This window comes from Mucilaginibacter calamicampi (assembly GCF_042676765.1).
Lineage (GTDB): Bacteria > Bacteroidota > Bacteroidia > Sphingobacteriales > Sphingobacteriaceae > Mucilaginibacter > Mucilaginibacter calamicampi.
Window position 1 is genome coordinate 81425 of the sequence record NZ_JBHTHU010000018.1, and the last position, 16951, is coordinate 98375.

The following is a 16951-nucleotide window of genomic DNA, read 5'->3' on the forward strand; positions in this document are numbered from 1 at the left end:
TCTTTATTCTTCATTCTTTAATCTTAATGCTCAACCATCCTGTCATCCATCGGCAAGCTGAACCAGAAGTTACTGCCGCTGCCCAGGTTGCTGTCTACAGCTATTTTACCGTTATGGCGTTGAACGATCTCGGCAGTAATATAAAGCCCCAGCCCCAAGCCCGAAAACTGGTGACCAAAGGCATCAACGCGGTAATACCGGTCAAACAAGTGGGGTAGTTTTTCAGGGTTTATGCCGATGCCAAAATCGCGCACAGATACGGTTACATTCTCTTCATCGTGATACACGGTGATCTCTACCCGGTTAGATTGCGGCGAGTATTTTACAGCATTACCTATCAGGTTGATCATTACCTGGTAAATGCGGCGATAATCGGCAAATATCATTACCTCATCTTCGCCCATCAGTACAAACTCATGTTCGCTGTTAAAATTAATGTAGTCGCAACAATCTCTTATCAGCGCAACAATGTCAAACCGGGTAATATTTAGCGCCAGCTGACCTTGTTGTATCTTGGTAACATTCAACAAGTCATCTAATAGGTTAATAAGCTTGCTCAGATTGTTATTGGCCTTATTTACAAACGTGGGTATCTTCTCAGACGATGGATCATTCTTCACCAGCTTTTGCAAAATCTGCATAGATGCGCTAAGCGATGTTATAGGCGTTTTTAACTCATGGCTGGCTACGCTTATAAACTCATCCTTACGCTGCTGAAGTCTGTAGGCTTCGGTAACATCCTGTGCTATTCCGCTAAACCGGTATGCTCTTCCTTCCTCATCAAATAAAGCCTTTCCTTTAACCTCAAGTACACTACGGGTTTGATCTTTCAGGCTACTTACGGTGTACACTATGTTGTAATTTCCGTCAGAGCCGGGTGCTATTGCTCTTTGTATGGCTTCTACCACCCGTGGCTGGTCTTCCTCTGCAATGGCAGAGATGGCCAGGTCAAGGTCAATATCCTCTTCAACCGGTAAGCCAAACCACTCTTTTAAGCGCTTGTTACCTATAAAATGATTAGTTATCGGGTTGAGATCCCAGGTGCCCAGTTCGGCGGCCTCATTGGCAAACTCGAGGTCCTGCTTGGCATTTTTAACGTTGTTGTATGAATTTATTTTGTCTGTAGTTTCTGAGCAAATAACCAGTACGCCTGCGGGCTCTCCCGTTTCATCATTAACCCTGCTGTAGCTAAATGTCCAATAAACATTTTCCAGCTTGCCGTTGCGGTAAATGGGTATCAGTTGGTCTTCGCTCCAGGTGGATTGACCACCCTGCATAACCTGATCTATTAACGGTTTTATAACCGTCCATATTTCGGGCCAGCAATCTTCAGCTTTTTGTCCTAACGCGGTTGGATGTTTGCCATTCTGACCTAAACTTGGGCGGTAGGCATCGTTATAAAACTGTATAAGCGACGGCCCCCACCATAAAAACATAGGGAAGCGCGAATTAAGTATAATACTTACGGTAGTTAACAAACTTTGCGACCAGGTTTCGGGCTTGCCTAAAACGGTTTTGCTCCAGTCAAACTCGCGCGTAAGACGGCCCATTTCGCCGCCACCGTCCAGGTAATGTAAATAGGGTGATTTTTGAATGTTTGGTTCGGACATTTAAATTAGGGCCGGTAACAGCACGTTAAATATAGATGTTTTTAACAGGTTTAAATTAAAAAAGTTTGTTCTACAGCAACGTAAAATCAACGATACTGAAGGTAGTCGTCCAAAAAGAATCACTATCTTAGGTAATTAAGCTTTATCAACCATGAAATACCTTTTCATTATCGCGTTTGCTTTTGTTTTCAACCTACCAGCTTTCTGCCAAAGGTCTGTTAAAGAAAAAGAATTTATCAACCAGGTTATTGCCGACCATAATATCACTTATCAAGATGCTGTAAGTAACGCGGGCGAATCAATGCTTCGTGATGTTTTAAAACGTAGTAAGAGTTTTTTTGTGTACAAATTCAAAGAAGATAGTGTTATTTATGTAGATAGCATGGGCACAAAAACACGTATGCTTAGATCTATAGCACAACCTATAATTTTAAGCGAAATGAGCAAAGGTCGTTTTACCCGAAGCAGATTGATGCCAATAGTTGATGACTCGCTCATGCTTTCAGACAGTGAGATTGCCTATACTTTGGAACAATTTGAAAAAACAAACAATAGTAAATGGAGCAAAGCGCTAATTGAAGGCGCTAAACAGATAACTAAAGATACGATAAATAGCGTGTTTAAGGATCCTCGAATTGATGGCTGGGCTTATATGTATAAAAAAGGAATAAATAAATTCTATAGTTTTAGCACTCCCGTTTTTATAAGGAATGATATCTATTGCATTTTTTACTCAGACAATAGTTGCGGCGATCTTTGCGGGTCGGGTAAACTGGCCATCTATAAAAATGAAAATGGTAAATGGACCTATTGGGGTACGATATCGTCGTGGATAAGTTAGCAGCAGCGGGCCCCACACACCAATCTTAAAAAACCTATTTGAAAATCAAAACATTGTGCTTACCTTTGGCGTCCCTGAAAGGAGGTATTTGGGAATTATGATCATCATCAACGTTAAAGAAGGCGAATCTTTAGATAAAGCATTAAAACGCTTCAAAAAGAAATTTGAGAAAACAGGTGTATTGCGCGAACTGCGTAGCCGCCAGGCATTCGAGAAAAAATCTGTGACCCGTCGTCACGTGGTTAAGCATGCCATTTACAAACAAGGCTTAAATCTGGAAACCACTGTTTAATTCTTTAAAAGAATTTTTCAGTTTTCCTGAAAACATATAGAAAACTATTTGTACATTCAATTATACGGATGCGCAAATAGTTTTTATGTTTTTAGAGCGTTTTATACAATATATACAGTTCGAAAAGCGGTACTCCCCGCATACCGTATCAGCCTACCGGTCAGACCTTGACCAGTTCATGGGCTTTTTAAATAATCCTGAAGTAATAGTAACTCATCCCGATCAAATAACCCATCACCACATCCGTAATTGGATGGTTGAAATGATGGGTAACCAGATAGCTTCCCGTTCCATCAGCCGTAAAATAGCTACCCTGCGCAAGTATTTTAAGTTTTTATTGGCCGATGGTGTTATAGCGGTAAATCCCGCTTCGAAAATACATACGCCCAAAATACCCAAGAACTTGCCGGTAGTTGTAGAAGATGCCAGGCTTACGCAAATGCTGGATAGCGACGATATTTTTAATGATGATTTTGCCGGCACCCGCGATAAACTGGTAATTGAAATGTTGTTTGGAACCGGTATGCGCCTGGCCGAAATGGTTGGTCTTAAAGAAAATGACATTGATGATTACGAGGGCACAGTGAAGGTTTTAGGCAAGCGCAATAAACAACGCATCATTCCGCTAAACTCAGAATTACGAACATTACTGACAAAATATTTAGCGTTAAAGAAAAGTGAAAATTTTGATAACAAATCATTAACATTGATCGTTACAAATAAAGGGACAGACATATATCCGAAGCTTGTTTATTTAATTGTGCAGAAATATTTATCCCACATATCAACCCAAAGCAAACGCAGCCCGCACGTGTTGCGGCATACCTTTGCAACCAGTTTGCTCAATAAAGGGGCAGACCTGAATGCTATAAAAGAGCTGCTTGGCCACGCTAACCTCAGCGCCACGCAGATCTATACCCACAATTCTGTTGAAAGATTAAAGTCTATTTATAAACTCGCCCATCCAAAGGCATAAAAAGGAGGAACCATGAAAATTACAGTGCAATCAATTCATTTTAATGCAGACAAAAATTTATTGGCATTTATACAGAAGAAAGCGGATAAGCTGGATACCTTTTTTGATAACATTATAAACGGGGAAGTTTATTTAAAATTGGAAAATGTAGAACACGAAGCAAATAAGATAGCGGAAATAAAACTGCACTTGCCTGGCAACACAATATTTGCTAAAGAGCAATGCAAAACATTTGAAGAAGCTACAGACCTGGCTATTGAGAGCCTGCGCAAACAAATAGCCAAGCATAAAACTAAAAAAGAAATAGCGGCGCAGGAGGTTAGAAAAGCTGTTCTGACGTCAACTGAAGAAGAATTTTAGTAAAACAACATATCATAGAGAAAAGCGCCCCGGAAAAAGGGCGCTTTTTTTATGAGAATATCTTTCATTTGAAACCGCCTGTAGCGATGTCGCGACCTTCATTCCCGTTGGCTTTAGCGCACGAAGCAAGAAAAGCGAAGAAGGCTTTAGTCAAAAAAATAGAAAGTTTAGTCTTGGTTTTTTTGCCAGCCATATTTGGTCATGAACTCGTTTACTTCATCTTCAAAAGACTTTTTGGCATGATGGGTTTCTTGGTTTTTGATATAATTAACCACTGCCCCCACTTGAGATTCGCTTACCGATACTGCAAAATAATCATCCTGCCAGCTAAAATGTTCACCGGTGATGTTATTCTGATTGATCCAAAATGATGACTCCCCTTTTATAAGTTGGCTTACTTTGCTAATGCTTTGATCTTTTCCTAACGATATTAAACAATGTATATGATCAGTGTGCCCATTAATTGCTTGTAAGAATATGCCTTTATCGGCACAGTTTTGAATGATGTGTTTGTGTAAATGATGTCTAATGTCTTTAAGCAATAGGGGTTCCCGATTTTTTGTAGCGAAAACAAGGTGGATCCATATTTTTACAAAAGACATTGTCGCAGGGTTTGGCTAAAGCCAATTTACAAAATGTTTTATAAATCCGTCGGTTAAAACCGACGGCAATGAAAAATGCCAGAGAAACAGCTCATTGCTGCTGGCTTCAGTTAAAAAAAGTAAGTTCTAAATAATGAAAAACCATCTAATGAAGTTCCGTGTGGTTCACATTAGTTAGAGAGATAGTGGAAGGCAATAAAAAATTGCAAGGAAAAAGTTCGTTGCCGTTGGCTTCAGTTAAAAGAGTAAGTTCTAAATAATGAAAAACTATCCAATGAAAGTCCCTTGCAATTCACATTGGTTAGAAAGATAAGTGTAAGTCAATAAAAAATTGCAAGGAAAAAACTTCATTGCCGTTGGCTTCAGCCAACGGAATTAGGGGAGCAGCTAAGTGGCTTTAGCCAAAATTTCTTAATACTCCGCCAATACAATTATATCGCCATTAATAGGTGCTATTTTTTCTTTACCACCTAAAAACCCCAGGCCAACCACGAAAGTAAACCCGCATACTGTACCGCCCAGCTCATTTATTAATTCGCTGGCAGCGGTTATTGTACCGCCGGTAGCAAGCAGGTCATCATGCAGCAGAACGTTAGCACCCGGTTCAAAAGCGTCAACGTGCATTTCTATTACGGCACTTCCGTATTCAAGATCGTAAGTTTTTTGTTTTACGGTGTGCGGTAACTTACCGGCTTTACGCACAGGCACAAAGGGTACCCCCAAGCGGTTAGCCAATGTTAACCCAAACAGAAATCCGCGACTCTCTACCCCCGCCACTACATCAATTTGCTTGCCCTTTAACTGATCAACAAACGCATCAACTATATTGATGCATAAAACAGGGTCTTTTAAAATAGTGGTTATATCTTTAAAGATAATGCCGGGTTTCGGAAAATCGGGTATGTCGCGTATAGCTGCTTTAATTTGCTGTTCAATCATTTGTAAATAATGTATGGTGCAATTTTACGTAAAATATCTTCGTTCAATATGGCAATGGGCCGCATGTCTTCTATCGAGTTATAATTGCCATGTTGTGCGCGGTATTGTATAATGGCGTTGCCCTGTTTATAACTAAGATAGGGGAAACGCCTTAACTGTTCAAAATTGATAGTGTTAATGGGGAGTTTATTAATGCGTGAGGCATCAATCCTAATCTCATCACTTATTTCTCCGTATTTTTCTGCATCAAGGCCATACACCTCTTGTAATTGCTCCTTATCTATAAAACCACCAAGTTTTCTTCGGTAGCCGATGATTCGTTTTGCAAATGATGGTCCTATGCCGTGTACGTGGGTTAGGGCGGCTGAATCGGCTGTATTTAGTTCAATAGTTTCGCCCGCTTTTAACTTGTTTAGTGAGTAATTGAACGCTGTTGTGCTGGTTTGAAAAGCATTGGAATTTCCGGCTGTTTTTTTATCGGCAGCACTAAGTAACGCTACCGCTTTGTCAAATTCTTTAAAGTTTACCGGTTTATCTTTGTGCAGCTTTTGGTAAATATATGGCGCAGCCATAATCAGCAATATTGCAATAACCAGCACCACAGTGCCGTTCCATTCTTTTTTGGTGATGGAAAAATAGTTGGTTACGCGTTGCTTCATGGTTTAGTTGACAGCTAAAAATAATCAATATATTTTATTCGGCTTTAAAGGATATATTTATAGGCTAAACGGTGTTCAAAAAAACAGTATGAAAATAATAACCACCGAGGAATTTGCAAAAGCCACGGGGCTTGATAAACTAAAAATGCCCGGCCTTGCTGCGTTCCTGATGGAAGTGATGAAGATAAACCAGGTAAACAGCTTGTTTGCCGAGGCCCAACCCAAACAAGGTATTGAATTTATTGACGCTATTTTAAAAGGCTGCGGGGTTGAAATTGAATTTGACGAGAAAGACCTGAGAAATATCCCGCGCGAGGGAAGCTTTATTGCAATTGCCAATCATCCTTACGGGGGCATAGAGGGATTGGTGCTGCTTAAAATGCTGTTAATGGCACGGCCCGACGCCAGGCTGATGGCTAATTTTATCCTTAAAAAGATACCTAATTTAAGCGAGTACTTTGTTGCCGTTAATCCTTTTGAGAATGTTGAGCATGCCTCAAGTATCAGCGGGATAAAAAATACACTGCATTTACTATCCGAAGGAACACCCATAGGCATTTTCCCGGCGGGCGAGGTATCCACCTTCAAAATTGAGAAGCAACAAGTAACAGATAAGTTATGGCATCCGGTAGTTGGCAAGATCATAGCCAAATCAAAAGTGCCGGTTGTGCCTATCTACTTTCACGGCAATAACGGGCTGCTATTTAATTTGCTAAGTTTAATACATCCAACACTGCGCACAGCCAAGCTGCCGTCTGAATTGTTTAACAAGCAGGGCCATACTATTAAACTACGTATCGGTAAGGCCATCCATTTAAAGGATATTCCTGATAATGGTAATACCGCCAAAATCCTAAACTTTTTAAGGGCTAAAACCTATGCTTTGGGTACCGGTCTGGAAGAAGAAAAACGTCTGTTTAATCCGCGGAAGCTGTTTAAAATAAAAAAAAAGCAGCAGGAGATAGTTAAGGCGATTGATGTTGATATATTAGAGTATGAGGTTGTACTGCTGCGCGAAAACAATTTGGTTTGGACGGAGAAGAACTACGAAGTTTTTGTAACGCCTACCACTAATATTCCATATATCACTCGAGAGATTGGGCGGCTGCGGGAAATAACTTTTCGCGAGGTAGGAGAGGGTACCAATAAAGCCACCGATCTTGATGAATACGATATTTATTATCACCATCTTTTTATATGGGATAAGGAGGCCAAAATGATTGTGGGGGCCTACCGTATTGGCTTGGGCGACGAGATATTTTACAGTTTCGGCAAAAAAGGTTTTTATATAAACGAACTATTCAAGATCAAGGCTGATCTTACACCCGTACTTAAACATAGTTTAGAGTTGGGCCGTTCCTTTATCCGCAAAGAGTATCAGCTAAAACCCTTGCCGCTGTTTTTGCTATGGAAAGGCATATTAAAATATGTGATGGATAAGCCACGTTACCGTTATCTGATCGGGCCGGTAAGTATCAGTAATTCCTTTTCTAAGTTCTCTAAATCTCTGATAGTCGACTATATCAGTCGTAATCATTTCGATAATGAAATGGCTGCGCTGATTAAGCCGCGTAAAAAATTTAAAGTTGATTTTTCAAAAATTGATACGGATGTGTTACGCAGCGGTGAGGATACCTTTAAAAATCTGGACAGCCTGATATCCGAAGTGGAAACCCGCAGCATGAAAGTGCCGGTATTGCTGCGGCAATATATTGGCTTAAATGCAAAGATCATCGGCTTTAATATCGACCCCAAATTTTCCGACTCGCTGGATGGTTTCCTGGTGCTTGATCTGCAGAAAGTACCGCAGGATATGTTGGATAAACTGACGCAGAATTTTTAGTAATTATTCGTCGTTGTTTTAATATAGTACGTTGTTAGTCGTAAGTAACATTTTACGATTTGTAAGTAGCTTATTGAGGGGGGGGGCTCAGAGCCACGTGAACCCACGTGAACCCCCGTGAGCCACTGTGAGCCCCTGTGAGCCCCCCCCTTTATTGTCTCCGTCACCCCCAGGTCAACAAACCATTCTTCCTAAAATCGGTTGCATTATTATACGTATATTGTATAGATGAGCAAGGAAATCACTTATTCACTTGCCTCAATCAATAATTCAATAACTCAGTAAGTCAATAATTAATATGAACTACAACAAGCTAACACCCGACGAAGAATGGGTAATATTACATAAAGGCACAGAACGCCCTTTTACCGGAGCGTTATTAGATAACAAGGCCCAGGGTTTATACGTTTGCAAACGCTGTGATTCGCCATTGTATACTTCCGAATCAAAATTCGAGTCGCATTGTGGCTGGCCAAGTTTTGATGATGAAATTGCTGGGGCGGTGAAGCGTGTGCCCGATGCCGATGGCCGCCGGGTGGAGATTGTTTGCGCCAATTGCGGCGCTCACCTCGGTCACGTTTTTGAAGGCGAATATTTAACGCCAAAGAATGTACGCCACTGTGTTAACTCATTGTCAATGAAGTTTGTTGCTGCCCCGTAATTTACTCAATTTTAACATGGCGGGTACAAAAAATGCCCTCACATATTGTTAAATGCTTTTTTTAATTATTAAGCAACAGGCTTAAAGTACTCCTTACAGTTGTTTTAATTTTTTTAAAAAGTTTTGCACCAATTGATGTGAAGAAAAAAGGCGAAAAATTGTTTATAACTCGGCCTATTGTTCAAAACTTCGGCATCCATCTTAATGATATCGCTATTACATTTGTTTTAGTCCAACGGCGATATTAGCTAATCGCATCTGTTAGCGTTAACACTGTGTAAATCATGGGTTAACTGAAGATAAAGCCGGAGGCACCAACACACAGAATTTTTCAAGAGGAAGATCATCCGCTTTTTTACAAAACAGAGAGCGGCAGGTGGTGTGTCGACTTTTAACAAATGGTTAAACAGGCTAAAAACGAATAGGGAATGAGTCAGGAAAATGAAGTATTACTAAGGGAAAATAAGGATAGATTTGTTATCCTCCCTATCAAGTATCCCGCCATTTGGGAGATGTATAAAAAGTGTGAAGCCAGTTTCTGGACAGCAGAAGAGATAGATCTTTCTGACGACATGAAACACTGGGAGAGCATGAACGATGGCGAGCGTCACTTCATTTCGCATGTATTGGCTTTTTTTGCTGCCAGCGATGGTATTGTTAACGAAAACCTGGCAGTAAACTTCATGAGCGAGGTGCAATTGCCCGAGGCGCGTTGCTTCTACGGTTTTCAGATAATGATGGAGAACATCCACTCAGAAACCTACGCGTTATTAATTGATACTTACATTAAGGAGCCTGCCGAAAAAGATCGGTTGTTCCACGCTATTGATACCGTACCATGTGTAGGAAAAAAAGCGGAGTGGGCCCTGCGTTGGATAAACAACGGCACGTTTGCCGAACGCTTAATTGCTTTTGCAGCTGTTGAGGGAATATTCTTTTCGGGAAGTTTCTGTTCAATATTCTGGTTGAAAAAACGTGGCTTAATGCCGGGTCTCACTTTTAGCAACGAATTAATATCTCGTGACGAAGGTATGCATTGCGAGTTTGCTTGTTTGTTATACCGCATGTTAGAAAACAAACTATCAAAAGAGGCTGCAACAGCTATTATAACTGATGCTGTTGAGATAGAAAAAGAATTTATAAGCGATGCGCTGCCGGTTAGTTTAATTGGTATGAACGCTAAGCTGATGAGCCAATACATTGAATTTGTAGCCGATAGATGGTTAACAGAACTGGGCTATGACAAAGTATACAACGCTACTAATCCGTTTGACTTTATGGAGATGATATCCCTGCAAGGCAAAACTAACTTCTTTGAGAAACGGGTTGGCGACTATCAAAAAAGCGGCGTGCTGAATAATCAGGAAAGCAAATCATTCTCATTGGATGAGGATTTTTAAAAGTGACCACCAATCACAATCAGATATATAGAAAGAGACATTAAAACATTAACTAATCACCCATTAACTGTTCACTGGCATGTTTGTAGTAAAAAGAGACGGAAAAAAAGAGTCGGTAAAATTTGACAAGATCACCGCGCGCATAGAGAAGCTATGCTATGGTTTAAACCCGGCGCTGGTTGACCCGATTGACGTAGCAAAAAAAGTAATTGAAGGCTTATTTGATGGGGTAACCACATCAGAGCTGGATAACCTTGCTGCCGAGACGGCCGCATCGCTTACTACAAAGCACCCTGATTATGCCTTGCTGGCATCGCGTATTGCGGTATCAAACCTGCATAAGAACACCATAAAGTCTTTCTCTGAGACTATGAAACTGCTTTATGAATATGTTGATCCTAAAACAGGTAAAAACGCCTCTCTTTTAGCCGACGATATTCATGACATCATTCAAAAGAATGCTGAGGAATTAGATAGCAGCATCATCTACGACCGTGACTTTGGGTTTGACTACTTCGGCTTTAAAACGTTGGAGAAATCGTATTTGTTAAAATTAGATGGCCAGATAGCCGAGCGCCCGCAGCATTTATTCATGCGTGTATCGGTTGGTATCCACAAAGAAGATATTGAAAGCGCCATCAAAACATACAACCTGATGAGCGAGCGTTGGTTTACACACGCTACCCCAACCTTGTTTAACTCGGGCACACCAAAGCCTCAAATGTCATCATGCTTTTTGTTAACCATGAAGGATGACAGTATTGAAGGTATTTATGATACACTTAAACAAACAGCCAAAATATCTCAAAGCGCAGGTGGTATCGGCCTAAGCATTCACAATGTGCGCGCTACGGGTTCTTATATCAGCGGTACCAACGGCACCAGCAACGGCATTATCCCTATGCTGCGCGTGTTTAATGATACCGCCCGTTATGTTGACCAGGGCGGTGGTAAACGTAAAGGCGCTTTTGCTATCTATTTAGAGCCATGGCATGCAGATATATTTGAATTCCTTGACTTGCGTAAAAACCACGGTAAAGAAGAAATGCGCGCCCGCGACTTGTTCTATGCGCTTTGGGTAAGCGACTTGTTTATGCAGCGTGTTGAAGCTAATGAGGACTGGAGTTTATTTTGCCCGCATGAAGCACCAGGCTTAGCAGATTGCCACGGAAAAGAGTTTGAAAAACTGTACAAAAAATACGAAAAAGAGGGCCGCGCCCGTAAAACTGTAAAAGCGCAGGAGCTTTGGTTCGCGGTGCTTGATGCACAGGTAGAAACCGGTACACCATATTTGTTATATAAAGATGCAGCTAACGCTAAATCAAATCAGCAAAATTTAGGCACCATAAAAAGCTCTAACCTTTGTACCGAGATTTTAGAGTACACATCAGCTGATGAGATCGCTGTGTGTAACCTGGCTTCGCTGGCGTTGCCACGTTATGTGCGCGAAGGCAAATTCGACCACGAAAAATTATATGAAGTAACTTATCAGGCGGCCATTAACCTTAATAAGATAATTGATAACAATTATTATCCGGTTGAGGAAGCCCGTACATCAAACTTAAGGCACCGCCCAATTGGTTTAGGTGTACAAGGTTTGGCAGATGCATTCATTTTATTACGCATGCCTTTTGAAAGCCCTGAAGCGCAGCAGTTAAACAAAGAGATATTTGAAACGATATACTTTGCTGCTATGACGGCTTCAAAAGACCTGGCTATTAAAGAGGGTCCTTACGAAAGCTTTAAGGGTTCGCCACTATCAAAAGGCCAGTTCCAGTTTGACCTATGGAATGTGAAGCCTGAAAGCGGCCGTTGGGATTGGGAAAACCTACGCTTAGATGTAATGAACCATGGTGTGCGTAACTCACTATTGGTAGCACCAATGCCTACCGCTTCTACATCGCAAATATTGGGTAACAACGAGTGCTTTGAGCCATATACCTCAAACATTTACACCCGCAGGGTATTAAGCGGCGAGTTCATCATCGTTAACAAACACCTGCTACGCGATCTGGTTAACCGTGGATTGTGGGATAATACCATGAAGAATAAGATCATCAGTGCTAATGGATCTGTTCAGGATATTCCGGAAATACCACAGGATTTGAAGGACCTTTACAAAACCGTATGGGAAATAAAAATGCGTACCATTATTGATATGGCTGCTGATAGAGGCGCATATATTTGCCAGTCGCAATCGCTTAACCTGTTCATTAACTCGCCAAATGCGTCTAAACTAACCTCAATGCACTTCTATGCATGGAAGAAAGGCTTAAAAACAGGTATGTACTACCTGCGTACACAAGCAGCTTCGCAAGCGGTTAAATTTACTGTTGAAAATCAAGGTGGCAAGAACATGGATCCGGTTATACCTGCTGTTGTACAACAGGTTGAAGACGAGATACCTGCAGGCCCAACCTGCTCAATGGAAGAGGGCTGCGTAACTTGTTCAGCATAATCCCTAAATATTTATCTATTAAAAGACGCCTTAACACTAAGGCGTCTTTTTTTTGCCCTGTTTTTAAATTAAACAGTAAATGAACGAAAAACGCTATCAATCAATAAACTAACCATAGCTTAAAAGAAATTTTTTAGTGTCAGTTAAAAAAATGTGTTAATTTAGAGGCGTCAACCATACTTACCCTTATACATGTATCTCAGCCTCAAACGCGTTATTTATTCTCTAGCCATTCCGGTTTTTTATTTAATGGTAAATTGCTTTTCCGCTCAAGCTCAGCATCGTTCGGTTGGTATGAATGCAGACGGCAATGTACTTGGCGGCAGCAAAAGCGGCGGCGGTGGGGCGTATTTGCCTACCGAGGGGTGGTTTTTAGCTGTTAATGGTGGTTATGAAGCACCCCTTGGCGAGATGAGAGATATTTACAAGCCTGCGCCTACATTTGGTGTTACATTAATGAAAAAGTGGAATCACTTAGTAATTTCGGGTACTGTAGATTATCGAAACAACCAGCCTAAGCAAAGTTCATTCCCGCTTGATATTGATATTAACGGACAAACCGCTACCGGAGAAGTAACCTATGGTAATTTTTCAGGTATAGGGATTTACGCAGGCGTGTCATATGAAGCGCTTATTACTCCAGGTGCAAGCTTTTATGTAGGTGTCAACGGCGGCACCATTATATCTAAGTATGATTATGCCGTCAGCTATGAAGGTATTTTTGCTATTGCCGACCAAGCTAAAGTTAACATTACTTATATTGGGCCTAAGTTGGGTTTAAACTTTGCCATTAACAGCCGGATAAGTTTGGGTGCTGAAGCCCGTTACAGCGTAAGTTTGTCTAAAGCCGATCAAGATCCATCAAGTGACACGGTTTCGAAAGGATTTAATTCGGTAGCAGGGAACCTGGTTTTGCGCTACGGTTTTTAATTGCGAAGGTAGTAGTCACATTACCTTTAATGATAAAGCATGAGATAATAGCCTGCGAGCGTTGTGGCAAAAGTATTGAGTGTAAAGCTAATGCCTATACCAAATGCCAGTGCAGCGGCGTACAGCTTACCTTAAACGAGGTGCAATATATAAGCGAAAATTTTGAGGGCTGTATGTGTGCCGATTGCTTAAGAGCCTTGCAGGTGGAGTATAGAGAAGTGATGGGAATAGCCTGATAAATTGTATGTGTACTTTTTCCCTTAGAAATTATTGCGAGTTTGATGGCCATTATTCCGTGCGAATAGAAGATAACAGCCGGGTGGCTTATGCGTACCTGTACGAGGGCGAAGATATTGTTGGCGATGTTTGGCTCTATAATCAAATTGAACCACCACAAACATCATTCTGGCTGCCGGAAGATATGCCATTTTTAAACCCCAAGGAATATCTATTGCCTGATGCCGCTATAAAACCTATTACAGATGAAAGCCAGATACGCTGCGAATGGACGGAATCAAAGGACGATGGCTTAATAGAAGTTGGCCTTTACATCCGCGATAAGTTTATAGCATCTGTTGCTGTTGGTGCTAAACCGGGCTGGTCTGTGCTGGTAGCAAAGGATGGGCCGCTGGCGTATGTGTATTAAATAATTACGTCACCGGCTGGCGTGTAGATGCGAGGCGTCAACCCATCGGACTTTGTAGCCCCATTTTTTTAACAGCTTGACCATTCTGCCAACGGAGTCTCCCAACTTTCGTTCGTCTATTCGTTCAAAATGGATCTCTATTAACAAGTGGCGGCAGGCCGGGTTAGCAAAGGTTTTCTCCCCGCCAAGCAATACACTCTCTTCAAACCCTTCAACATCAATTTTTACTACATTGGGTATAGATAGATGTTCTTCAATAACAACATGGTCGGCTGTATCCACCTTTACCTTAATTCCTTCGCCCTCATCAGGGTTTTCAATTAAATGAGCGGTTTTGGGATTTATTTTATTGTCACTCTTATCGTCAGTAAACACAGCTTCTCCCGAATAATCAGCCAGTGCCAGTGGCTGTAAAACCGCATTGTTTTTATTCTTCGGGCGGGTACTTATAGCAAGTGTGAGGGCCACAAATGCAGAGGGTAACGGTTCAAATGCCACCACTTCGCCTGCCTCGCCTACCCAATCAAGAAAATAGTTGGTATATAAACCAACATGTGCGCCAATATCCCACACTATATCGCCCGGTATTATAGCTGCTTTCAACGCCGTATGAAATGCTTTTTCGTATGACTTCCTGCGCCTGGAAAGTAGGGATTTAACTACAGATAGCAACCCTAATTTTCTAAGGACAGTTCGCGTTTTTCGGACTAATGAATTGTGATAATAGTTTGCAAACATCGTAACGACGATATAAAAGTTTAACAAAACTAAAGATTTTTAGCGCTCTAATAATTTTCTAATGAAATTATTTTTATACGAAAATAATTAATCAATGATTAATTATACTTTAAAAAAGAGCTATGCTGTTACCTGATTGCAACTGTGAAAAACTAACGGTACAAAAAAAGCGCTACTGATTTCAGTAGCACTTTTTAATATCAGAAAAACAAGATATCCGCAATCGATTTAGCTCATTTTCAGCTTTTTCTGAATATCAGCAACGTAGCCCTTAAACTTCTTATCAGTATCTATCAGGTCCTCTACCGTTTGGCAGGCATAGATCACAGTTGAGTGGTCGCGGCCACCAAAAAAGCTGCCGATAGATTTAAGTGAGCTTTTGGTATGTGCTTTAGCCAGGTACATTGATATTTGCCTTGCCTGCACTATTTCGCGCTTGCGGGTTTGCGATTTAACCATCTCTATAGGCACTTCAAAGTATTCGCAAACCAGACTTTGTATGTACTCCATCGATATCTCTTTTGAAGAATTTTTTACAAAGTTCTTCAGCATTTGCTTGGCCAGATTCAGGTCTATTTCCTTGCGGTTAAGCGTTGATTGGGCCAGTAATGATACCATGGCGCCTTCCAACTCGCGCACATTGTTATCAATGTTATGCGCAACATATTCAATCACATCATCGCCCAGATCAATACCATCCTGGTAGGTTTTGTTTTTAAGTATAGCCATACGGGTTTCCAGGTCAGGTATCTGCAAATCTGCAGATAGACCCCACTTAAACCTTGACAAAAGGCGCTCCTCTAAACCAGCCAGATCTTTGGGTGCTTTATCAGATGTAATGATTAACTGTTTGCCTGATTGGTGCAGGTGATTGAATATATGGAAAAAGAAATCCTGTGTTTTTTCTTTACCGGCAAAGTTGTGTACATCATCCATTATCAGCACATCAATGGCCTGGTAAAAGTTTACAAAGTCATTTATATTATTGTGCTTAAGCGCGTCAACAAACTGCTGGGTAAATTTCTCGCATGATACATATAGCACCAACTTATCAGGCAGCGTGCGTTTTATCTCGTTACCAATGGCTTGTGCCAGGTGTGTTTTACCCAAACCTACACCACCATATATCATCAGTGGATTAAATGACGTACCACCCGGTTTGGCAGCAACGGCATATCCTGCCGAGCGGGCCAAACGGTTGCAATCTCCTTCAACAAAGTTTTCAAAGGTGTATTGGCGGTTAAGCTGCGGGTCAACATTCAGCTTTTTAAGCCCGGGTATAACAAAAGGGTTCTTTATGTCCTTATTAATAGATATCGGGATGGGCATAGACTGTTTTTTTGAGTCGGCACCGTTACCATTTGATGGCATATTAGTAGTATACGGTTTACTTGCCGATGATTGTTCAACAACAATATTATACTCCAAACGCCCATCATCGCCCAATTGTTTTTTAATTGTTTTGCGTAGCAGGCTAACATAATGCTCCTCTAACCATTCATAGAAGAACAGGCTTGGAACTTGTATAGTTAGAACGCTGCCTTCCATGCGTAAAGCTTTAATTGGCTCAAACCAGGTTTTAAAGCTTTGCGCCGGTATGTTATCTTTTATGATTTGGAGACAGCTATTCCAGACGTTAGTACAAGTTTTTTCCATATAAATTTTTAGTAAAATATTGAATTACAACCCTCAGCGATGCATTCTTTGGGTCTGCTACGGAACATCGAATATTCAGAAAAAAAGCGAATTAAAAAATTAAATTTTAACTTTTTATTGAAATAAATTTTAAAAAAATAACATCTTTTCTTGTGGGTTTTCCACTATAAAAAACTATATTATTGGCGCAGGGTAATTTGAATATATGTTTTAACACGGGATATTGCGTTTCAATGCTGTAGGGGCATTTTTTTAAGCAACTTTAACTATAAATTTAAAAAATGTCCCGCGCTATTTTGCCGGTTAATTAGATTGCTTACTTCTTTTTAGAATAACATTA

General features: G+C 40.8%; 17 protein-coding genes. 11 read left to right on the top strand and 6 right to left on the bottom strand.

Annotation, left to right across the window (positions count from 1 at the left end):
* Positions 1-23: 23 nt before the first annotated feature.
* Positions 24-1610 (bottom strand): PAS domain-containing sensor histidine kinase, encoded by a 1587-nt coding sequence (locus tag ACFQZS_RS13725; RefSeq protein WP_377101151.1) that lies wholly within the window; start codon positions 1608-1610, stop codon positions 24-26.
* Between the two features lie 151 nt (positions 1611-1761).
* On the opposite strand from ACFQZS_RS13725, the gene ACFQZS_RS13730 reads away from it, so the two are divergent.
* The 4 genes from ACFQZS_RS13730 (at position 1762) to hpf (ending at position 4079) form a co-directional block, all read left to right on the top strand.
* The gene (locus tag ACFQZS_RS13730) at positions 1762-2451 is read left to right on the top strand and encodes a hypothetical protein (RefSeq protein WP_377101152.1); all 690 of its coding nucleotides are present in this window, start codon (positions 1762-1764) and stop codon (positions 2449-2451) included.
* A 97-nt stretch (positions 2452-2548) separates the two neighbouring features.
* Positions 2549-2743 (top strand): 30S ribosomal protein S21, encoded by a 195-nt coding sequence (rpsU, locus tag ACFQZS_RS13735; RefSeq protein ID WP_377101154.1) that lies wholly within the window; start codon positions 2549-2551, stop codon positions 2741-2743.
* An 85-nt stretch (positions 2744-2828) separates the two neighbouring features.
* Positions 2829-3719 carry a tyrosine-type recombinase/integrase gene (locus ACFQZS_RS13740; protein ID WP_377101156.1) on the top strand — a complete coding sequence of 297 codons (891 nt, stop codon included), beginning with the start codon at positions 2829-2831 and terminating at the stop codon, positions 3717-3719.
* A 12-nt stretch (positions 3720-3731) separates the two neighbouring features.
* The gene (hpf, locus tag ACFQZS_RS13745; protein ID WP_377101158.1) at positions 3732-4079 is read left to right on the top strand and encodes a ribosome hibernation-promoting factor, HPF/YfiA family; all 348 of its coding nucleotides are present in this window, start codon (positions 3732-3734) and stop codon (positions 4077-4079) included.
* A 167-nt stretch (positions 4080-4246) separates the two neighbouring features.
* Here hpf and tnpA read toward each other — a convergent pair whose 3' ends face one another.
* The 3 genes from tnpA to ACFQZS_RS13760 all read right to left on the bottom strand — a co-directional run bounded on the left by tnpA (position 4247) and on the right by ACFQZS_RS13760 (position 6279).
* Positions 4247-4681 carry an IS200/IS605 family transposase gene (gene tnpA / locus ACFQZS_RS13750; protein ID WP_377101160.1) on the bottom strand — a complete coding sequence of 145 codons (435 nt, stop codon included), beginning with the start codon at positions 4679-4681 and terminating at the stop codon, positions 4247-4249.
* Between the two features lie 411 nt (positions 4682-5092).
* Positions 5093-5620 carry an adenine phosphoribosyltransferase gene (locus tag ACFQZS_RS13755; protein ID WP_377101162.1) on the bottom strand — a complete coding sequence of 176 codons (528 nt, stop codon included), beginning with the start codon at positions 5618-5620 and terminating at the stop codon, positions 5093-5095.
* Positions 5617-6279, bottom strand: a complete 663-nt coding sequence (locus ACFQZS_RS13760) for a ComEA family DNA-binding protein (protein ID WP_377101164.1) — start codon at positions 6277-6279, stop codon at positions 5617-5619. The genes ACFQZS_RS13755 and ACFQZS_RS13760 overlap by 4 nt, the downstream gene beginning before the upstream one ends.
* An 88-nt stretch (positions 6280-6367) precedes the next feature.
* Between ACFQZS_RS13760 and ACFQZS_RS13765 the strand changes: the two genes are divergently transcribed.
* The 7 genes from ACFQZS_RS13765 to ACFQZS_RS13795 all read left to right on the top strand — a co-directional run bounded on the left by ACFQZS_RS13765 (position 6368) and on the right by ACFQZS_RS13795 (position 14217).
* On the top strand, positions 6368-8122 hold the full coding sequence (locus ACFQZS_RS13765) for a lysophospholipid acyltransferase family protein (protein WP_377101165.1): 1755 nt from the start codon (positions 6368-6370) through the stop codon (positions 8120-8122).
* Between the two features lie 298 nt (positions 8123-8420).
* A complete protein-coding gene (locus ACFQZS_RS13770) occupies positions 8421-8783 on the top strand; it encodes a methionine-R-sulfoxide reductase (RefSeq protein ID WP_377101167.1) in 363 nt (120 codons plus the stop codon).
* Between the two features lie 428 nt (positions 8784-9211).
* Entirely contained in the window at positions 9212-10183 is a 972-nt protein-coding gene (locus ACFQZS_RS13775) for a ribonucleoside-diphosphate reductase small subunit (protein WP_377101169.1), read from the top strand.
* 79 nt (positions 10184-10262) lie between these two features.
* Positions 10263-12641 (top strand): ribonucleoside-diphosphate reductase subunit alpha, encoded by a 2379-nt coding sequence (locus tag ACFQZS_RS13780; RefSeq protein WP_377101171.1) that lies wholly within the window; start codon positions 10263-10265, stop codon positions 12639-12641.
* A gap of 294 nt (positions 12642-12935) precedes the next feature.
* Positions 12936-13571, top strand: coding sequence for a hypothetical protein (locus ACFQZS_RS13785; protein ID WP_377101173.1), 636 nt, complete (start codon positions 12936-12938; stop codon positions 13569-13571).
* Positions 13572-13600: 29 nt separating this feature from the next.
* On the top strand, positions 13601-13807 hold the full coding sequence (locus ACFQZS_RS13790; RefSeq protein WP_377101175.1) for a cysteine-rich CWC family protein: 207 nt from the start codon (positions 13601-13603) through the stop codon (positions 13805-13807).
* 8 nt (positions 13808-13815) lie between these two features.
* A complete protein-coding gene (locus ACFQZS_RS13795; RefSeq protein WP_377101177.1) occupies positions 13816-14217 on the top strand; it encodes a hypothetical protein in 402 nt (133 codons plus the stop codon).
* 9 nt (positions 14218-14226) lie between these two features.
* Here the strand turns inward: ACFQZS_RS13795 and ACFQZS_RS13800 are convergent, their stop codons facing one another.
* Complete coding sequence (locus ACFQZS_RS13800; RefSeq protein ID WP_377101178.1) at positions 14227-14820, bottom strand: FkbM family methyltransferase; 594 nt, start codon at positions 14818-14820, stop codon at positions 14227-14229.
* Between the two features lie 363 nt (positions 14821-15183).
* Complete coding sequence (gene dnaA / locus ACFQZS_RS13805; RefSeq protein ID WP_377101180.1) at positions 15184-16611, bottom strand: chromosomal replication initiator protein DnaA; 1428 nt, start codon at positions 16609-16611, stop codon at positions 15184-15186.
* Positions 16612-16951 lie beyond the last annotated feature (340 nt).